The sequence below is a fragment of the Ruegeria sp. AH3 genome (assembly GCF_056536265.1).
In genome coordinates, this window is record NZ_JBQFJL010000001.1 from 2,195,725 (window position 1) to 2,214,944 (window position 19,220).

Annotated in this window: 19 protein-coding genes; 13 read left to right on the top strand and 6 right to left on the bottom strand. The window is 58.6% G+C overall.

The features are described from left to right. Positions 1-52: 52 nt before the first annotated feature. Both ACR3EM_RS11060 and ACR3EM_RS11065 read right to left on the bottom strand, forming a co-directional pair. Positions 53-1,297 carry an adenylate/guanylate cyclase domain-containing protein gene (locus ACR3EM_RS11060; RefSeq protein ID WP_480470748.1) on the bottom strand — a complete coding sequence of 415 codons (1,245 nt, stop codon included), beginning with the start codon at positions 1,295-1,297 and terminating at the stop codon, positions 53-55. A gap of 62 nt (positions 1,298-1,359) precedes the next feature. After that, positions 1,360-1,812: a MarR family winged helix-turn-helix transcriptional regulator gene (locus tag ACR3EM_RS11065; protein WP_480470749.1), complete on the bottom strand. Its 453-nt coding sequence runs from the start codon at positions 1,810-1,812 to the stop codon at positions 1,360-1,362. A 58-nt stretch (positions 1,813-1,870) separates the two neighbouring features. On the opposite strand from ACR3EM_RS11065, the gene hmgA reads away from it, so the two are divergent. The 3 genes from hmgA to fahA are packed head-to-tail and all read left to right on the top strand — an operon-like array spanning position 1,871 to position 5,128. Next, positions 1,871-3,226: a homogentisate 1,2-dioxygenase gene (gene hmgA, locus ACR3EM_RS11070; RefSeq protein WP_480470750.1), complete on the top strand. Its 1,356-nt coding sequence runs from the start codon at positions 1,871-1,873 to the stop codon at positions 3,224-3,226. Further along, positions 3,223-3,846, top strand: coding sequence for a LysE family translocator (locus ACR3EM_RS11075; protein ID WP_480470751.1), 624 nt, complete (start codon positions 3,223-3,225; stop codon positions 3,844-3,846). The genes hmgA and ACR3EM_RS11075 overlap by 4 nt, the downstream gene beginning before the upstream one ends. Before the next feature lie 22 nt (positions 3,847-3,868). Continuing rightward, positions 3,869-5,128, top strand: a complete 1,260-nt coding sequence (gene fahA, locus ACR3EM_RS11080; RefSeq protein ID WP_480470752.1) for a fumarylacetoacetase — start codon at positions 3,869-3,871, stop codon at positions 5,126-5,128. 20 nt (positions 5,129-5,148) lie between these two features. On the opposite strand, the gene ACR3EM_RS11085 is transcribed toward fahA, so the two are convergent. Further along, a complete protein-coding gene (locus ACR3EM_RS11085; RefSeq protein WP_480470753.1) occupies positions 5,149-5,712 on the bottom strand; it encodes a DUF2585 domain-containing protein in 564 nt (187 codons plus the stop codon). A 52-nt stretch (positions 5,713-5,764) separates the two neighbouring features. Between ACR3EM_RS11085 and ACR3EM_RS11090 the strand changes: the two genes are divergently transcribed. The 6 genes from ACR3EM_RS11090 to ACR3EM_RS11115 all read left to right on the top strand — a co-directional run bounded on the left by ACR3EM_RS11090 (position 5,765) and on the right by ACR3EM_RS11115 (position 10,277). After that, entirely contained in the window at positions 5,765-6,715 is a 951-nt protein-coding gene (locus ACR3EM_RS11090) for an MBL fold metallo-hydrolase (RefSeq protein ID WP_480470754.1), read from the top strand. Between the two features lie 134 nt (positions 6,716-6,849). Continuing rightward, the gene (locus tag ACR3EM_RS11095) at positions 6,850-8,460 is read left to right on the top strand and encodes an FAD-dependent oxidoreductase (RefSeq protein ID WP_480470755.1); all 1,611 of its coding nucleotides are present in this window, start codon (positions 6,850-6,852) and stop codon (positions 8,458-8,460) included. A 5-nt stretch (positions 8,461-8,465) separates the two neighbouring features. Further along, positions 8,466-8,663, top strand: coding sequence for a DUF2783 domain-containing protein (locus ACR3EM_RS11100; protein WP_480470756.1), 198 nt, complete (start codon positions 8,466-8,468; stop codon positions 8,661-8,663). 5 nt (positions 8,664-8,668) lie between these two features. Further along, positions 8,669-9,211, top strand: coding sequence for a VOC family protein (locus ACR3EM_RS11105; RefSeq protein ID WP_480470757.1), 543 nt, complete (start codon positions 8,669-8,671; stop codon positions 9,209-9,211). A 7-nt stretch (positions 9,212-9,218) separates the two neighbouring features. Next, complete coding sequence (gene maiA / locus ACR3EM_RS11110; RefSeq protein WP_480470758.1) at positions 9,219-9,857, top strand: maleylacetoacetate isomerase; 639 nt, start codon at positions 9,219-9,221, stop codon at positions 9,855-9,857. 87 nt (positions 9,858-9,944) lie between these two features. After that, positions 9,945-10,277: a DOPA 4,5-dioxygenase family protein gene (locus ACR3EM_RS11115; protein ID WP_480470759.1), complete on the top strand. Its 333-nt coding sequence runs from the start codon at positions 9,945-9,947 to the stop codon at positions 10,275-10,277. Here the strand turns inward: ACR3EM_RS11115 and ACR3EM_RS11120 are convergent. Then, entirely contained in the window at positions 10,274-11,902 is a 1,629-nt protein-coding gene (locus ACR3EM_RS11120; RefSeq protein WP_480470760.1) for an acyl-CoA synthetase, read from the bottom strand. The two genes, ACR3EM_RS11115 and ACR3EM_RS11120, sit on opposite strands and share 4 nt — an antisense overlap. 219 nt (positions 11,903-12,121) lie before the next feature. Here ACR3EM_RS11120 and ACR3EM_RS11125 point away from each other — a divergent pair, with 219 nt between their 5' ends. Further along, the gene (locus ACR3EM_RS11125; RefSeq protein WP_480470761.1) at positions 12,122-13,513 is read left to right on the top strand and encodes an aminotransferase family protein; all 1,392 of its coding nucleotides are present in this window, start codon (positions 12,122-12,124) and stop codon (positions 13,511-13,513) included. A 98-nt stretch (positions 13,514-13,611) separates the two neighbouring features. Here ACR3EM_RS11125 and ACR3EM_RS11130 read toward each other — a convergent pair whose 3' ends face one another. Then, positions 13,612-16,020 (bottom strand): autotransporter domain-containing protein, encoded by a 2,409-nt coding sequence (locus ACR3EM_RS11130; protein WP_480470762.1) that lies wholly within the window; start codon positions 16,018-16,020, stop codon positions 13,612-13,614. A gap of 299 nt (positions 16,021-16,319) precedes the next feature. Here ACR3EM_RS11130 and ACR3EM_RS11135 point away from each other — a divergent pair, with 299 nt between their 5' ends. Genes ACR3EM_RS11135 through ACR3EM_RS11145 form a run of 3 tightly spaced genes read left to right on the top strand, consistent with a single transcriptional unit; the run spans position 16,320 to position 18,701 of the window. After that, a complete protein-coding gene (locus ACR3EM_RS11135) occupies positions 16,320-17,135 on the top strand; it encodes an ABC transporter substrate-binding protein (RefSeq protein ID WP_480470763.1) in 816 nt (271 codons plus the stop codon). A gap of 1 nt (position 17,136) precedes the next feature. Then, positions 17,137-17,970: an amino acid ABC transporter permease gene (locus ACR3EM_RS11140; RefSeq protein WP_480470764.1), complete on the top strand. Its 834-nt coding sequence runs from the start codon at positions 17,137-17,139 to the stop codon at positions 17,968-17,970. Beyond that, entirely contained in the window at positions 17,970-18,701 is a 732-nt protein-coding gene (locus tag ACR3EM_RS11145; protein WP_480470765.1) for an amino acid ABC transporter ATP-binding protein, read from the top strand. The genes ACR3EM_RS11140 and ACR3EM_RS11145 overlap by 1 nt, the downstream gene beginning before the upstream one ends. A 46-nt stretch (positions 18,702-18,747) precedes the next feature. Here the strand turns inward: ACR3EM_RS11145 and ACR3EM_RS11150 are convergent, their stop codons facing one another. Next, positions 18,748-19,164: a universal stress protein gene (locus ACR3EM_RS11150; RefSeq protein WP_480470766.1), complete on the bottom strand. Its 417-nt coding sequence runs from the start codon at positions 19,162-19,164 to the stop codon at positions 18,748-18,750. Positions 19,165-19,220 lie beyond the last annotated feature (56 nt).

Below are 19,220 nucleotides of genomic sequence, written 5' to 3' on the forward strand. Positions count from 1 at the left end.
TCATAAGATTGCGAAAACTCGGCAGTTCCCACTTCTGCGGATACAGATCGCGCTATCTCTCACCGCCGCCTGCGCCATACACCGTAAACAGCTCTTTCGGCTCTGCCACTCCGCGCAGCATGTAACGCCCGACCGAAATCAGTTCCTGTTCGCAGGGCTGCGCCGCGCGTGCGACGTCGTCCGAGATCAGGATGCGCTGCCCCAGTGAGCGATGCATCCCCGCGATCCGTGCTGTCTGGTTGACTGCAGGACCGATTACAGTGAAATCCAGCCGGGTGTCAGAGCCGATATTGCCATAGAGGATCTCACCCGAATGCAGGGCCAATGTGTAGTTCGACACAGGCTGGCCATGGGATGTGCGCTGCGCGTTCAATTCGGCCATCCGGTCCTGTAACAGGGTCACCGCACCCAGCGCCGCGCGGGCATCGGCATCGATCTCGCCGACGTCAAACATCGCCATCACGCCGTCGCCCATGAATTTCAGGATGTTGCCATCGCATTGATGCACCACCTCCACCACCACGGCGAGGTAATCGTTCAGCATGTCGATGACCTCGGTGCCCGGCAAATCCTCGGACAGGCTGGTGAAGCCTTCAAGATCAAAGTTCCAGATCACCGCATCGATCTGCTGCAATGATCCCCGGCGGATCTCGCCAGACAAGACCCGCTGCCCGGCATCACGCCCCAGATAGACACGCATCAGATCCTTCGATACGCGCGCATTCGAAGCTGACTTCAGCGCCAATCCTAAATGAGGCAGCGCGCTATTGATCAGCTCCAGATCATCGTCGCGGAATCCCTCGGGCGCATTGCTGGCCCAAGACATAAGCACACCGTTTATGGCCCTTTTTGCATCTCGCGCACCGCGATGGGTTGGCACATCAAAACTGACGCCGGTGGCGTAGTAATCCGTCGCGCCGTGTTCCCGCAGTTCGTTCAGCAGGGGAAAACGGCTGGGTTCATTCTGGTCGACCAATCGTTCACGGACGGAGTCGACATCATCGTTGAGGATGACGAAGAGCGGGCTGCTCTTCCAGACCTCGCTGGGCTCTTCGGTGTATTCAAAGGTCTGAAAATCCCCGCCGCGTCCTTGATACCAGCTGTAGCCGGTGCCGCCATAGACGGGATGCAACGCCGGTTGGGCCGCGTGAAACCGCATCAGCGGAACGCCTAGCTCGACCAGTTGATTGCAATAGCCATCCAGCAGCGCTTCTTTGTCCGCCCCTTCCAGGCCGCGTGTCACAAGCCAGTCGATCAAAGCATGGGATTTCGCCGCGTTGGGGTCCGTGGCTGTCATTTCACCTTCCTGTGTCCGTTCTGCTGTTGATCTGGGCGCGGCGGCCTCAAATTACCAGTGCGTCAATCCATCTCGGCCAAGCGGCGCAGCATCATCCGCAAAAGCGCCGCCTCGCCGGTGGCGAAGCGCGCCGCCAGCTTTGCGTCATAGTCGCGTGCTATGTCGCGCAGCTCACGATACACGGCCTGGCCCGAATGTGTCAGCGACAGCTGCTCGGACCGCCGGTCGTTCTCATCCCGCAAACGTTGCAGATAACGGCGCTGTTCCAATCTGCGCACCGCGCGGCTGATCTTGGTCTTGTGGATTTTGGCCCGCAGCCCGATCTCCTTTGCGGTCATCTCGCCATAATTGCCAAGGTGAAACAGCACCCGCCATTCGGTGCGCAGCATACCATAGCGGTTCTTATAGACGCGCTGGAACTCGAGCGAGCTTTCCTCGGCCGCCTGATTCAACAGGAATGGCAGGAAATTTCGCAGATCAAACTCATCTTTTTCGTCATTATTCTGCTGGGTCATTCTTGTTAGTTACAAAATCAACTATTATCCGACAAGCAGCAACTTGAAGGAGCGTCCGATGAATCGCCCCACCGATCCGCATAAGATGACCCAGGCCAGTACGCCTGTTGGCACCCATCCCGGCTATATGCCCGGCTTTGGCAATGACTTTGAGACCGAAGCCCTGCCCGGCGCGCTGCCGCAAGGGATGAACAGCCCGCAAAAATGTAACTACGGCCTTTACGGCGAACAGCTGAGCGGCACAGCCTTCACCGCCAATCCTCCCGAACGTACATGGTGCTATCGCATCCGGCCTTCGGTGAAGCATTCGCATCGGTATGAGAAAATCGACCTGCCCTATTGGAAATCGGCCCCTTGCGTTGATCTGGACGTGATTTCGCTGGGACAATACCGCTGGGATCCGGTGCCACATTCGGATGAGGGTCTGACCTGGCTGACCGGTATGCGCACCATGACCACCGCCGGAGACGTGAATACGCAGGTCGGCATGGCCAGCCATATCTATCTGGTTACCGAGTCGATGGTGGATGACTATTTCTTCTCGGCTGACAGCGAGTTGCTGGTGGTGCCGCAGGAGGGCCGTCTGCGCTTTGCCACGGAAATGGGCATCATCGATCTGGAGCCCAAGGAAATCGCCATCATCCCGCGTGGGCTGCTCTATCGGGTGGAGGTGCTGGAAGGCCCGGCGCGCGGCTTTGTCTGTGAGAATTACGGGCAGAAATTCGAACTGCCCGGGCGCGGGCCGATCGGGGCCAACTGCATGGCCAACCCGCGTGATTTCAAGGCCCCGGTGGCAGCGTTTGAAGACCGCGAGGTGCCCTCGACGGTAACGATAAAATGGTGCGGGCAGTTCCACACGACGAAGATCGGTCATAGCCCGTTGGATGTTGTGGCATGGCATGGCAACTACACACCCTATAAATACGACCTGCGCACTTATTGTCCGGTCGGCGCGATCCTGTTCGACCATCCTGATCCGTCGATCTTTACCGTGCTGACCGCGCCTTCAGGCCAGCCGGGGACGGCAAATATCGACTTTGTCCTGTTCCGCGAACGCTGGATGGTGATGGAGGACACGTTCCGCCCGCCCTGGTACCACAAGAACATCATGTCCGAGCTGATGGGCAACATCTACGGCCAGTACGATGCCAAACCGCAGGGCTTTATCCCCGGTGGCATGAGCCTGCACAACATGATGATTCCGCACGGACCGGATAAGGAAGCCTTTGAGAAAGCGGCAAATTCGAACCTCGGGCCGGATAAGCTGGAGAACACCATGTCCTTCATGTTCGAAACCCGCTTCCCGCAGCACCTGACCGCCTTTGCCGCGACCGAGGCCCCACTGCAGGATGACTACATCGACTGCTGGAGCGACATTGAGAAGAAATTCGACGGGACGCCGGGCAAAAAATGAGCATTGAGACCTGGATAACCTATGTGCTGACCGTCCTGCTGCTGATGAGCACACCCGGACCCAGCCAATTGCTGATGCTGTCGAACTCGGCAACCAACGGGTTGCGAAGGGGAGTGTTCACGGCTGCCGGAGATCTGACGGCCAATTTCCTGCAGATGCTGGCTGCAGGGCTGGGTCTGGCCGCCCTGATCGCCACATCGGGGACCGCGTTGGCAGTGATCAAGTGGCTGGGCGTGGCCTATCTGGTGTTTCTCGGCGTCAAGCAAATCCTGAAAGCCCGCACCGCCGCCACCGGCGAAGCCCCGCGCACCAGCCGCAAGACGCTGTGGATGCAAGGGTTTATCACCTCTGCCGCAAACCCCAAGGCGGTGGTCTTCTTTGCTGCTCTGTTTCCGCTATTCATTGATGGCGCGCTGCCCTTCTGGCCGCAATTTGCCATCCTCTCGGCCACCTACCTGATCATGGACGGGTTGTTCCTGATGGCCTATGGCGCCAGCGCCAGTTGGCTGGCGCGGCGGCTGCAGGGGCCTGCACGGCTCTGGCTCGACCGGATCGGGGGCAGCTTCATGATTTTGGCGGCGGTTCTGCTGGGCATCAAATCCCTGCGCGCTGCCTCGTAACTGAAAGACATAAGGACGTCACATGCCTTTGATGAAATCCTGGGTCGCATCGGCCAACTCCGCCGACCACCCGTTTCCGCTAAACAACCTGCCTTATGGCGTGTTCTCGACCGAAACCACCGAAGCCCGTTGCGGCGTCGCCATCGGCGACATGATTTTCGACGTGACTGCTGCCGAGGCCGACGGGCTCATCACATTGTCCGACGAGCCACTGTTCGACCTGCCCTTCTGGAACCCGCTGATGGAGGAAGGCCCCGCCGTCTGGGCCGCCCTGCGCGAGCGCCTCACGGCGCTTCTGGCCGACGGCCGGGACGAGCAACATAAGATCGAGGCGCTGCTGATCCCGCAGAGCGATGCCGAGATGCACATGCCTTTTGCCGTCAGCGAATATACCGACTTCTACGCGGGTCGGAACCACGCCTTCAATGTCGGCACAATGTTCCGCGGCCCCGAAAATGCGCTGCCCCCCAACTGGCTGCACATCCCCATCGGCTATAACGGGCGCGCGTCTTCCGTTGTCGTTTCGGGCACCGATATCCGCCGCCCGTGGGGTCAGCTAAAATCCCCCGATCAGGAGCTGCCTGCTTTCCTGCCCTCCCGCCGCTTTGATATCGAGCTGGAGATGGGCGCAATCGTGGGCACGCCCTCGGATGGCCCGATTTCAGTGCAGGAGGCGGATGACAACATCTTCGGCTATGTACTGCTGAACGACTGGTCGGCACGCGATATTCAGGCCTGGGAATACCAGCCGCTTGGACCGTTTCAGGCCAAGGCGACGGCAACCTCGATCAGCCCATGGATCGTGACCAAAGCGGCGCTCGAACCCTTCCGCTGCGATACGCCCGCGCGCGAGTTTGAGTTGCTGGATCACCTGAAAGACTGCGGTCCGATGCTCTATGACATTGACCTATCGATCACCATGGCCCCCGAAGGTCAGGGGCCGACGACCATCGCAAGCACCAACTACAACCAGATGTATTACTCGGCGGCACAACAACTGGCGCATCATACGACTTCGGGTTGTCCGATGAATACTGGCGATCTGTTGGGGTCAGGCACCATCTCGGGCCCGACCAAACCGGAGCGCGGCTCATTGCTGGAACTGAGCTGGGGCGGCAAGGAGCCATTGACGCTCGACACTGGCGAAACCCGCAACTTCATCGAGGACGGGGATACTCTGACCCTGACCGCTGCCGCCAAAGGCGATGGCTATACCATCGGCTTCGGTGACTGTACGGGCACCGTTCTGCCCGCGCTCGAAAATCCGTTCGCCAGAGATTGATGCAGGTTCGGCCCACATATTCAGAGCGCGCTCTGCCAGTCCTTAACGGCCTCGATCGGATAGAGCAGCATCAGCACGTTCAGCGTCAGGCCATCGCGGATCAGCGTGGTGGTCAGGATCTCGAACCCCAGCGCGATGGTGACGGTCATCCAGATCGGCAGGCGACGGGCCAACCAGAAGCCCAGCATCATCGCGCCAATATCGGCGATCGAGTTGACGACACTGTCGCCGTAATAGTCCAGCGAGATCGTGACCGTGCGGTAATGTTCGATCACGGCATTGGTGTTCTCGGAAATCTCCCACGCGACTTCTATCAAGGTGGCGATGAACAACCGCCAGCCAACGGCAAGGCGGCGCGCCACCAGCCACAAAAGACCGTAAAACAGAAAACCATGAATGATATGGCTGGGCGTGTACCAATCGGTCAGGTGCTGCGAGCTTTCGGAACTGAAGGTTTCACCATGCCACAGCTTGACATAACCACATTTGCAAATCGGTTCGCGCCCCATCCACAGCAGGATGATGGCGCAGGCAATGACAACACAAGCGGTTGCCCAATAAGGCAAAAATCGACGTTCAAACATATGGCGACAACATCATCAAAGCCAGTCGCTGTCTAGAAGGGAAATCACTGATATGGCCAAGGCATTTGCGTCCCAGGGGGACATGTCGGAAAAGAAAATCTCGTTCACCCAGGTGGGCGAAGGGCTTTATGCCTTCACCGCTGAAGGCGACCCCAATTCGGGCGTGATCATCGGCGACGACAGCGTGATGATTGTCGAGGCACAGGCAACACCGCGTCTGGCCAACAAGGTGATCGAATGCGTGCGCTCGGTGACCGACAAACCGATCACCCACGTGGCGCTGACCCATTACCACGCCGTCCGCGTGCTGGGCGCCAGCGCTTTTGGCGCACAACAGATCCTGATGTCCGACATGGCCCGTTCCATGGTGGTCGAGCGTGGTCAGGAGGACTGGGACAGTGAATTCCAACGCTTCCCGCGCCTGTTCGAGGGGCATGAGAGCATCCCCGGCCTGACATGGCCCACCACCACCTTCAGCGACACGATGACGGTTTATCTGGGCAACCGCCGGATCGACCTGATGCATCTGGGTCGCGCCCATACGGCGGGCGATATCGTGATCCATGTGCCCGATCAGAACGTCATGTTCACCGGCGATATCGTCGAATACCACTCGGCCTGCTATTGCGGCGACGGACATTTCAGCGACTGGGGCGATACGCTGGATGAGATCAAGTGGTTTGACGTGGACGCCATCGCTCCGGGACGTGGCGACGCTCTGGTCGGTAAAGACATGGTCAATGCGGCGATCGAAAACACCCGCGATTTTGTCGAAAGCACCTATCGGCCGGCAGCCAAAGTTGCGGCACGCGGTGGTTCCCTGAAAGAAGCCTGGGACGCCGTGCGTGCCGAATGCGATCCAAAGTTCGCCGACTACGCGATCTACGAACATTGTCTGCCCTTTAACGTCGCCCGCGCCTATGACGAGGCGCGCGGCATCGACACACCCTGCATCTGGACCGCCCAACGCGATCTCGAGATGTGGGAGGCCCTGCAGGGCTAAGAATTCCGGGCCGGATTTGATCCAGATCGTGGCGGCCCGGATTTGACAGTGAAACGCTAAGACCAACCCTCCGGCGCTATCCCGCCGGAGAACAGATGAGGTGTGCCCGCTGCACCAGAACTGGGAGAGAGACCGTGAACAAGATTTTCGAAGTTCCACTTTACGCCTACGAGGCCAGCCCGGACCAATCCGCGCCCGCGCCCGTGCGCCACAAGGTCATCGTTGTCGGGGCCGGTCCGGTGGGTCTGGCCGCCGCGATCGATCTGGCCCAGCAAGGGGTAGAGGTGCTGGTGCTGGACGATAATGACAAGGTCAGCTTCGGCAGCCGCGCCATCTGTTTCGCCAAACGACCGCTGGAAATTCTCGACCGTCTGGGCTGTGGCCAGCCGATGGTCGACAAGGGTGTGCTGTGGAACAAGGGCAAGGTGTTCTTCGACGAACGCCAGGTCTATGAGTTCGACCTGCAACCCGACAGCGGCGATCAGCGACCCGCCTTCATCAACCTGCAGCAATACTATTTCGAGCAGTTCCTCGTCGACCGCGTGCGCGAATTGCAAGCGCAAGGCGCGCCCATCGAAATCCGCGGCCGCAACAAGGTCGAGGCAGTGGGTACCCATCCCGATCACGTCAAGCTTGAGGTGGAAACCCCGGAAGGCTCCTACACCATCGAGGCCGATTGGGTCATCGCCTGCGATGGCGCGGGCTCACCCATGCGGGCGATGCTGGGAAAGGATTTCGTCGGTCGCGTGTTCGAAGACAACTTCCTGATCGCCGATGTGATCATGGAGGCCGACTTCCCCTCGGAGCGTTGGTTCTGGTTCGACCCTCCGTTCAACAAGGGCCAGTCCGCGCTGCTGCACAAGCAACCCGATGGCGTCTGGCGCATCGATCTTCAGCTGGGCTGGGATATTGACAAGGAGCGCGAAAAGCGCCCCGAAAACGTGATCCCGCGTCTCAAGGCGATGCTGGGCGAGGATGTCCAGTTCGAACTGGAATGGGTCAGTATCTACACATTCCAATGCCGCCGGATGGAACAATTCCGCCATGGCCGCGTGATCTTTGCAGGTGACAGCGCGCATCAGGTCAGCCCATTCGGCGCGCGTGGTGCCAATTCGGGCCTACAGGATACGGACAACCTGTGCTGGAAGCTAAAATTGGTGATTGACGGCGAGGCCCCTGAAACACTACTCGACAGCTATGATTCCGAACGTATTCAGGGCGCGGATGAGAACATCCTGAACTCGACCCGGTCCACCGATTTCATTACGCCGAAATCACAGATGTCCCGGATTTTCCGCGACGCCGTGCTGGACTTGAGCGAACATTACGATTTCGCGCGGCCCCTGGTGAATTCCGGCCGCCTGAGCGTGCCTTGTGTCTATGACGGGTCACCTCTGAACTCTGCCGACGCACTGAACGGACCAGCACAGACCCGACCGGGTGCCCCCTGCCCCGATGCGCCTTTGGGCGATGGCTTCCTGCTGCCCAAGCTGGCCGGAGAGTTCACTCTGCTGACCATCGACGCGGACGCCCCGGATGAGATCGAGGTAGATGGGATCACCGTCAAACGTCTGGCTCTGTCGATCAAGGATGATCCCACTCTGACGTTGAAACATCGCTATCTGGGCGATGCCACCAGCGCGGTCTATCTGATCCGGCCCGATCAGCATGTGGCTGCGCGCCGCGACACCTACGAAGAAAACGCATTCCGGCACGCGGTCCGCCGCGCCACAGGCAAGGAGTAAGCGATATGGCCGATCTGATCCTCTCACCCAACCTGACCCGTGCGGATGATTTCTATGCCGACCTGCTGGCGGCGCATGAAGGGCTGGACCAAGCCGACAGCGACGCGCTGAATGCGCGGCTGGTGCTGGTGCTGGCAAACCATATTGGCGACAACGCCGTGCTTAAGCAGGCGCTGGACGCCGCTGCGTTGAAACAGGAGTAAGCGTCATGAAAATCGAACAGATCCACCACGTCGCCTATCGCTGCAAGGACGCGAAAGAGACCGTAGAATGGTACGGCAAGATGCTGAACATGGATTTCATTCTGGCTATTGCCGAAGACCATGTGCCCTCCACCCATGAACCCGACCCTTACATGCACCTGTTTCTAGACGCCGGAAACGGCAATGTGCTGGCGTTTTTCGAGTTGCCGACAAAGCCTGAAATGGGCCGTGATCCGAATACGCCCAAATGGGTACAGCATATCGCGTTCAAGGTGAAAGACCGCGATGAACTGATCGCCTTCAGGGACCATCTTGAGGCCAATGGGGTTGAAGTTCTGGGCGTCACCGACCATTCGATCTTTCATTCGATCTATTTCTTCGATCCCAACGGGCACCGCGTCGAACTGGCTTGCCCCGACCCCGAGGAAGAGGCGATGCTGGCCCGGCTGGATTCGGTGAAATGGGACATGCTGGAAGAATGGTCGCGCACCAAGAAGGCGCCTCAGCACGCCGACTGGCTGCACGCCAAGGAACTGAGCAAGGACTGATCGGGGAATGACCGAAGTTGTTCTTTATGACTACTGGCGTTCCTCTGCCAGTTACCGGCTGCGGATCGCGCTGAATCTGGCGGGCATCGCCTATCGCCCGGTGGTGATAGATCTGGTTGGTGGTGCGCATCGCGCGCCGGATCATCTGGCGCGCAATCCGCAAGGCTTGGTCCCCGTGTTGGACATCGACGGGGTGCGCCTGACGCAGTCTCTGGCGATCCTCGACTATCTGGACGAGACCCGGCAGCTGGGTCTGCTGCCGCAGGATCCAGCCCGGCGGGCGGCGGCGCGGGCGCTAGCACATAGCATCGCGGTGGATATCCACCCGGTCTGCAACCTGTCAGTTGCGCGCCACGCCACACAGTTGAGCGATGGTACAGGTGATATGCCCGGCGACTGGATGCGCCATTTCATTCGCCCCGGCCTGCTGGCGTTCGAGGCGTTGCTGGGTAAATTCGATCAGAGCCCATTCTGCACTGGCGACACACCCGGTCTGGCCGATATCTGCCTAATCCCGCAGCTCTACAATGCCCGCCGTTGGGAGGTCGATCTGTCCGATATGCCGCGCCTGTTGGCGGTCGAGGCTGTTTGCTCGGATCACCCGGCCTTTGCCGCCGCGCATCCGGACTTGCACGCCCCCATCTGACCGGTGCACAGGGTCTGTGTGGCAATGCAGGTGCCAAAGGGTTTAGCTGATCCTTAGGTTGCCCTGTAACGACATACGGAGACCACCATGCCCGAGATCACCGGCTATCACGCCCATGTCTATTTCGACGCCGGCACGCAAGACACCGCGCAGCAGGTCTGCGAAGAGGCCGCGCGCCTGTTCCCTGCCGTGCAGATGGGCCGCATGCATGCGCGTAATGTCGGGCCACATCCGCGCTGGAGTTGCCAGCTGGGCTTTCCAGCCGAGGCCTTCGATCAGGTCTTTCCCTGGCTGATCCTGAACCGTCAGGGCCTGACCATCTTCACCCACCCCGAGACCGGTGACCACCTGGCAGATCACCGGGATCGCGCCATTTGGATGGGCGAGATGCTGGAGCTTGATCTGTCGATCTTTGACTAACTTAACGCGCGTGCGTGATCGCGCAGGATGAACTTCTGAATCTTCCCGGTCGAGGTTTTTGGCAGCGCCCCGAAGACAACAGTCTTGGGGGCTTTGAAATGGGCCATGTGGTCACGGCAGAAGGCGATGATGTCAGCCTCACTCGCCTCTGCCTGTGGTTTTAGCTCGACAAAGGCACAGGGTGTTTCGCCCCATTTTTCGTCCGGACGGGCCACAACCGCAGCCTCCATCACAGCCGGGTGCTTGTAGAGTACATCCTCAACCTCGACAGATGAGATATTCTCGCCACCTGAGATGATGATGTCCTTGGACCGATCCTTCAGCGCGATATAGCCATCCGGGTGCATCACACCCAGATCGCCCGAGGCAAACCATCCCCCGTTGAAGGCCTTATCGGTGGCATCGGCGTTCTTGAGGTAGCCCTTCATGACGATGTTGCCCTGCATGAAGATCTCGCCCATGGTCTCACCATCCGAGGGCACGGGCTCAAGCGTCTCGGGATCGGCGACCATAAGACCCGAGAGCGCCACGTACTTGACGCCCTGACGAACCTTCAGCGCGGCGCGATCCTTGGCCTCCTTGTCGTTCCATTCGTCTTTCCAGGCGCAGACAACAGAAGGCCCGTAGGTCTCGGTCAGGCCATAGACATGGGTGACTTCGACCCCCATCCCCTCCATCGCCTCGATCACCTTGGCGGGCGGTGGGGCACCTGCGGTCATCACCTTGATCTGCTGGCTGAAATCCTTGAGATGATCCGGCGCGTTGGCCAGCATGTTCAGCACGATTGGCGCGCCGCAGAAATGGGTCACTCCTTCTTCACGGAAGGCGCGATAGATAGGCTCATCCCGCACCGCGCGCAGACAGATGGACGTGCCCGCATTGGCCGCCATCGTCCAGGGGAAGCACCAGCCGTTGCAATGGAACATCGGCAGGGTCCACAGATAGACCGAATGCTGCGGCATGCCCCAAGTCAGGATGTTCGAGGTCGCGTTCAGCGCCGCGCCGCGATGGTGATAGACCACGCCCTTGGGGTTGCCGGTGGTGCCCGAGGTATAGTTCAACGTGATCGCGTCCCATTCGTCTGAGGGCAGAGACCAGTTGAATTCAGGATCGCCCTCAGCCAGCAGTCCCTCATAGGTCAGATCACCCAGCCGCTCACCGCTGTCAAAGCTGGAGTCTTCGATGTCGATGACAAGCACGTCATGGTCGACCTCCGTCAGCGCCTGTTTCACAACACCCGAAAACTCGGGGTCGACCAGCAGAACCTTGGCCTCGGCATGGTTCAGGATGAAAGCGATGATCGGTGCATCCAGCCGCGTGTTGATCGCGTTGAGGACGGCACCTGCCATGGGCACACCAAAATGCGCCTCGTAAAGTTCGGGGATATTGGCGGCGATGATCGAAACCGTGTCGCCCTGCCCGACCCCTCGGGCTGCCAGTGCGCTGGCCATCTGGCGACAGCGGGCATAGGTCTGTGCCCAAGTATACCTCCGGTCCCCGTAAACAACGGCTGGATAATCCGGATAAACCGCCGCTGTCCTCTCGATATAGCTCAGCGGAGACAGCGGAGTGAAATTCGCCGGACCTTTGTCCAGATGCTGTTCATAGATGTTGGCTGCGCTCATCCGGTGCTCCTCCCAAACGCGACAGATTTGGCGTATTGAGCACAAAGCTTACGCCAAAACAAACCCGTAAAAATACGCGATTTTGGTACACTGGCGCTATTCTATGAGTTAATCTGGCCCTACTGTGCGGGTCTCATTCGCGCTGATCTGCAGCATCACGTCATCGCGCGCCCGTCCGGGAGTTTGATTCCTGCGCGCCTCACCCTGAAAGGACATGTCATGGACGGCACGTTCAACGAAAACGATCTCTCTCGCGTCGTCGAAGCTGACCGCGCGCATATCTGGCACCACCTGATCCAGCACAAACCCTTTGAAACCAACGATCCGCGCATCATTGTCGAAGGCAAAGGCATGCGCGTCTGGGATCAGAACGGCAAAGAACATCTGGACGCAGTCTCGGGCGGGGTCTGGACGGTGAATGTCGGCTACGGCCGCGAATCCATCTGCAAGGCCGTTTATGACCAGTTGATGAAGCTGTGCTATTTCGCCAATTCCGCGGGCTCGATCCCCGGGTCGATCTTTGCTGAAAAGCTGATCAGCAAGATGCCAGGCATGAGCCGCGTCTACTATACGAACTCCGGCTCGGAAGCGAATGAGAAGGCGTTCAAGATGATCCGTCAGATCGCGCATAAGCGCTATGGCGGCAAGAAGACCAAGATCCTGTATCGCGACCGTGACTATCATGGCTCGACCCTCGCAGCGATGTCTGCTGGTGGTCAGGACGAGCGCAACGCGCAATATGGCCCCTTCGCGCCCGATTTCGTGCGCGTGCCGCATTGTATGGAATACCGCAAGCATGAGCTGAACGGCGCACCCGAAGAGAATTTCGGTGAATGGGCTGCCGATCAGATCGAAGAAGTCATCCTGCGCGAAGGCCCTGATACCGTGGGCGCACTGTGCCTTGAGCCGGTAACCGCAGGCGGCGGTGTCATCGAAGCGCCCGAGGGTTACTGGCAGCGTGTGCAGGAAATCTGCAAGAAATATGACATCCTGCTGCATATCGACGAGGTCGTGTGCGGCGTGGGCCGGACCGGCACTTGGTTCGGCTATCAGCAATATGGCGTGAAACCCGATTTCGTCACGATGGCAAAAGGCGTGGCTTCGGGCTATGCGGCGATTGCCTGCCTGGTGACAACCGAAGACGTCTTCGAGATGTTCAAGGACGATGCAGCGGACCCGATGAACTATTTCCGCGATATCTCGACCTTCGGTGGCTGCACCGCGGGACCGGCGGCGGCGATCGAGAACATGCGCATCATCGAAGACGAAAACCTGCTGGGCAATTGTTCGGCCATGGGTGATCGCATGATGGGCAATCTTCAGGCGCTGATGGAAAAGCACAAGGTCGTCGGCGACGTGCGCGGCAAGGGTCTGTTCCTTGGAGCCGAACTGGTCTCGGATCGTGCGTCCCGCGAACCGGTGGATGAGAAACTGGCTCAGGCGGTTGTTGCTGACTGCATGGCGCAGGGTGTGATCATCGGCGTCACCAACCGCTCGGTCCCCGGCAAGAACAACACGTTGTGCTTCTCGCCCGCGCTGATTGCGACACCGGACGATATTGATCAGATCACTGATGCTGTGGACGGTGCGCTGGGGCGGGTCTTCGGCTAAGCCAAACCTTTGACGCAGATACGAAAAACCCGCCGGTCAACGGCGGGTTTTTTTATTGTACCGGCAGCGGGATTAAGCCGTTTCCAATCTGGCGCAGATCAGAAATTCCACCTTATTCCGGCCAGGAAATTCGGACCTTGTGCTTCATTGCCGATCTCATGCTCTGCCGTGACCTCAAGGCGCATGTTTTCTTGCAGATCATGTTCATATCCAACAAGAACACTTGCGCCGGTGAAATCGGTCGCAGCAAAGGACAGGGTCTGTGTGTCGGAAAAGACGGTCACATCGGCATCAGTATCCCCAAGATCGCGCCGCACGACGCCGCTGAGTTTACCGATCAGAAGGCCGCCATCTGCCAGAGTTTTCTCGACCTCAACGCCAAGGCGCGCTTCAATTACTTCAGTAGTCGTTTCACCAACTGAAGCATTCGCAATCGATCCGGTTTCGGAATAGCTGTCATCCTTTTGACGCGTATAGCGGACGTCGCCGAACCCAAACAGACCAAACGTATCACTGATGTCAAAGCTGCGCTTGGCACCGATATGCGCGGTGAACAAGGTGCTGTCAAAATCAGCTTCGGCATCGGAACTACCCGAGACCTGACGCGACCGATCGGTGGACAACCATCCAAACCCCAGACCGCCTTCCACAGTGAATGCCCCGAACTGGCGGCCGAATGCAGCGTCCAGGTAGATACCGGTGGTATCGAAATCGGTGGTATTGGTGTCGCCATCTGATCGGAATACACCCAGTCCAAATGCCATCGACAAACCGTTCTCGGCCTGACCGGAATACCCCGCCACACCGTTGAACACCTCCAGATCGGTATTGATGCCGGGGGTGCTCTCAAACCGTCGGAGTTCAGCGTCAATCATCGCGAAGGGGCGGAAGCCACTGGCGCTGCTTGCAAACGCTAGACCGCGTGCGGGCTGTTCGGGCAGATCATAGCGTAACGCTTCAGCCGTGCGCCCCACGACCGAACCGTAATAGGCGATGATGTCGCCCGAGGTCACGATATCTGCGCCGTCGACTACCGCGTAGACAGGAGCGGAACCGCCTTCATCTTCGACGAACCAGGCCGACCGCCCGTCCGAAACGGTGGTGACAAATGCACCTGACCCCGGCGCTGCGTCTTCGAAGAAGAACACAGTGCTTCCGCCTTGCGCATCCAGATTGACGTTATGATCCTGAACCCGGATCAGGCCGGTTACATCGTCTCGGCTGTCGACGTTCAGCGTACCGGTACCGGTACCGAGGAAAATCGCATAGGCTTGGCCATTCTCGGAGGTCGCTGAGATCCGGCCCACATCAGCAATCACCCCATCAAAATTGTCAAAGCGCAGTCCGAAAGCATCAGCCGAACCTGTACCCAAAGCCGTTGCCGAGATTTCGCCGCCGTTCGAGAAATGGCCCTGCATGTCGCCAACCTGAATGCCTGAGGCCCTGTTGGTGGCAGCACCGGATCCGACCACAACCGTAGCTGTCACCGAACCAGTGTTTTGAATGTCTCCATCCACGCGGCCCGATATGTCAACGCCCAAAGCGTTCGCATCAGAAGCGCCTTCTGCACGGGCGTTGATTTCGCCACTGTTGACAAAGTTGCCATCCAGATCAGCAGTCAGGTTGTAGCCAATGGCCGTCGCTGACGCGGCCCCCTGAGCCTCGGCAATCGCCTGACCGCTGTTGTTGAAATCTCCGGTCATCAAGCCCTGAACGATCGCACCAACAGCCGAGGCGTCTTCTGCATTTTCGATCGTCGCTTGGATGAGCCCTGAATTGTTGATGTCACCAGTCAGAGGCACGCCCAGTAAGATCTGAATGCCGCGGGCGTTGCCTATACCGCCATTTGTTCCTTCGGCGCGAATTGTGCCGCTGTTGATCAGGTTTGTCGCAACATCACCGTCGAAAGCCAGCCCCAACACATTCAGTTCTACTGTTGAGGAACCGTTTGCGATCGAAATCACTTCTCCAGAGTTCTCAATGGCCGCACCGGAAAGGATCATTCCATCGAATTGTATACCAGAAACCAAGGCTGCCCCGGTCCCCGTGGCAACCGTCGAACTGGCTGCAATGCGGCCTGTATTCAGAACGCGCCCACCAACATTCTGAGTGAACTGGATACCGCGTGCAAGCGCATTGTCCGGAGTATCTACAGCGACATCAATCTCGCCATTGTTGATAACCTGACCAGTCGACAAAAGCTGACCAAGAACCCGCACACCATTTCCGATCGCGGCAAGCGGTGCCGGCCCCCGAACCAACCCGTTGTTGGTGAATGTGCTGGAATAGTCAGGATTCAAGATTACAGCGTCCCCGCCGATGGAAAGATTCACAGATCCAGTTTCAGTAATCGTGTTGTCTTCGTCCAAGTTAAAAACAATCGGGATATCGACGGCTGTCGAGACCTCTTCAGCCTTCAACGGTGAAACCGATAGCGCAACGCCCGCAACAAATGCAAATGCCGATGATGGCGCGACACTTACGATCTGGCCTTTCAATCTGACCAAACGACCACCACGCGCTGCCCGCGTGCGCTTTGATGCGCATCGACCCATATTCCCATACCTCTACAAAATCACTGATTAATACTTTGTTCAGATTTCTACCCATAGTCGAAGTAAGGCGCAATTAAGGCAGCGCTTTGGATGCACTTCGCAGCCGTTATATTGCACATTGATCACACCGCAGGGCGATTGTTTCCAAAAAAGCTCTGTCGAACCGATGCGGAGCACCGCAACACGTTCTAGACAGCGTGCGCGGGCAGAATTACCGTAGCGGCAAAGCAATCCAGCAGGAGTTTCCACTGATGTCCAAGATGCTCTCAATCGCGGCAGGTTCGGTCCTGTGCCTCTCAACCGCGGCCTTCGCGGATGGGCACTGCGCCGCTGGCAAGACCCTGACAGAAGGTAAGTTCACCATCGCAACGGGCAACCCGGCCTATTACCCATGGGTGATCGACGACGCCCCTGAATCCGGCCAAGGCTTTGAAGCGGCCGTTGCCTATGCCGTTGCCGAAGAGATGGGGTTCGCCGCCGAGGATGTCGTATGGGTCAGGTCTTCGTTTGACGAGGCCATTCAGCCGGGTGCCAAAGAATTTGACGTCAACATGCAGCAATACTCGATCACGCCCGAACGCGATCAGGTCGTTGATTTCTCGGCCCCCTACTACACCGCGCCGATGGCGGTTTTGGTCAGCCCGAACGCGACAGCCACGGCCCCAACGCTCGACGCGCTGAAGGGATTGCAATGGGGTGCCGTCGGGTCGACCACTGCGGTTCCCAAGCTGGCCAGTATCATTCAGCCGGATAGCGACCCGCTGCTTTACGGGGACAACGCTGACGTCAATGCAGCAATGTCGGCCAACCAGATCGACGCAGCGCTGTTTGATCTGCCAACGGCGCTGTTTCTCAGCGCAGTGATGATTGAGGGTTCGAAGGTCATCGGGCAGTTTCCAGCGGATGAAAGCGACAATCCCGATCAGTTCGGAATGCTGATGGAGGAAGGCAACCCCTTGAAAACCTGCGTTAATCAAGCTCTGGCAGCGCTGACCGAAAGCGGCAAACTGGCCGCGATCGAGGCCGAATGGCTGCAGGACTCGACCGGTGTTCCGCTGATCAAGTAACATGAGCAACCAAAAGGCGGGCGGGATGACCCGCCGCGAACGCTATGAGGCGCAACAGCGACGCCGGTCGTTGGTGATCGCCACGATAAGCACGGTCACGGTTGTGGCCGCGATATATTTTCTGGTGCCGCTGGCGCCGGGCTGGTCGAAGGTTCAGCAGAGCTTTTTTAACGGAGAGATGCTGGTCAAAACCTTCCCGAAACTGCTTGAGGCGTTTCGGATCAACGTGATGATCTTTGCCTGGTCCGCGCCCGCTATCGCGGTGCTTGGCCTGCTGATCGCATTGGCACGGGACGCAAAGTCACCCGCCCTGTTTCCGCTGCGCATCTTTGGCGCGGCGTTTACCGACATTTTCCGCGGCGTGCCTGTCATCTTAACAGTCTATCTGATCGGCTTCGGCATTCCGGGGCTGGGCCTGCCGCGCCCGTGGAACTCTCCATATATCTGGGGCTCGCTAGCGCTGATCCTGACCTATTCAGCCTATGTGGCCGAGATCTTCCGCTCTGGTATCGATAGCGTTCATCATAGCCAGCGCGCAGCCGCCCTTTCGCTGGGCTTGTCAGAACGGCAGGTGATGCGCGACGTGGTGTTGCCGCAGGCCATCCGTAACGTTGTGCCCTCGCAGATGAACATGCTGATCGCGCTGCAAAAAGACGTCTCGTTGCTCAGTTTCATCGGCCCGGTCGAGATTTTTCGTCAGGCCGGCGTATTCAAATCCCTGCTGGCCAATTTCACCCCCTATGTTGGAGCGGCGATCATCTTTCTGATCGTGACAATCCCGGCCACACGCTATGCCGATCATCTGATGGCCCGCCAGATGCGAGAGAGACGCTGATGCCCAAACTGGAACTGAGCGGCGTTGTCAAACGCTTCGGCGACCGCACGGTGTGTGACGGGATCGATCTGACTGTTGAAGAGGGCCAGATGGTCTGCCTGATCGGCGCGTCCGGGTCTGGTAAATCGACCCTGCTGCGCTGCATCAATCTGCTTGAGCCGATCGAGGATGGAGCGATCTTTCTGGACGGCGAGGATATCTCGATCCCCGGCCTGAACCCGCAATCCGTCCGCTCCCGGATCGGCATCGTGTTCCAGAGCTTCAACCTCTTCCCCCATATGACGGCGCTGGAAAACGTCCTGCTCGCCCCGCGCCGGGTTCGCAGCCTCTCACGCGCCGAGCTGCTGCCGGAGGTCGAAGCGCTTTTTACACGGTTTGGGCTGGCCGATCGCATGAACAACTATCCCGATCAGCTGTCAGGCGGACAACAACAGCGTGTCGCCATCGTCCGAGCGCTGGCCATGAAACCCGAGGTCATGCTGTTCGATGAGATCACCTCGGCCCTTGATCCCCAGCTTGTAGGTGAAGTGCTGGATGTTTTGCTGATGCTGAAGCGTCAGGGCATGACGATGGTCATGGCCACTCATGAAATGGGTTTCGCCCGCGAAGCGGCGGACAAAGTCTGTTTCCTGGATGGCGGGCAGATCATCGAAGAAGGTCCTCCGGCGGTTCTGTTCGACAACCCGGCGCATGCGACGACCAAAGCCTTTTTGGCGCGCGCGTTAAAATAACCGCACAGCAGCGACAATCGTCAACTCTGCGACGCTCACCGAAGTGTCAGCCCAGCGGACGCTGGATCAGAACGGAACATGTTGCCCGGCGAGATACACGTGAGGCTGTCGAACCCAGAAAATAGTCCAGCGCCGAAGGATGATGCGCGCCGACAATAATCAGGTCGGCGCCGATTTCACGCGCGACCTCAGTGATACGGATACCGGGTTTCCCGGTCTCGACCTGGCAATCGATATCAACGGCATCTGTGGCGAGGGATCTGAGTTTCCTCATGATTTTGTTGGTCAGATGATTTTCGGACTTCACAGTCACGAACTCCGCCGTAAATCCGGGAATTTGTTCCAGCACGGTCAGTAGCGTGATCTTTCCACCCGGGGCCAGCATATTGCGGGCGGTGGCAATCTTCTCGGCGACCAGTTCTTCATGGTCGATCGCCACGGGGATCAAGATGGATTTGTACATGTAACGCACTCCTTATCAGGTTGATGTGGCGTCCAGGGGTGAAGCGCTCAGTTCTA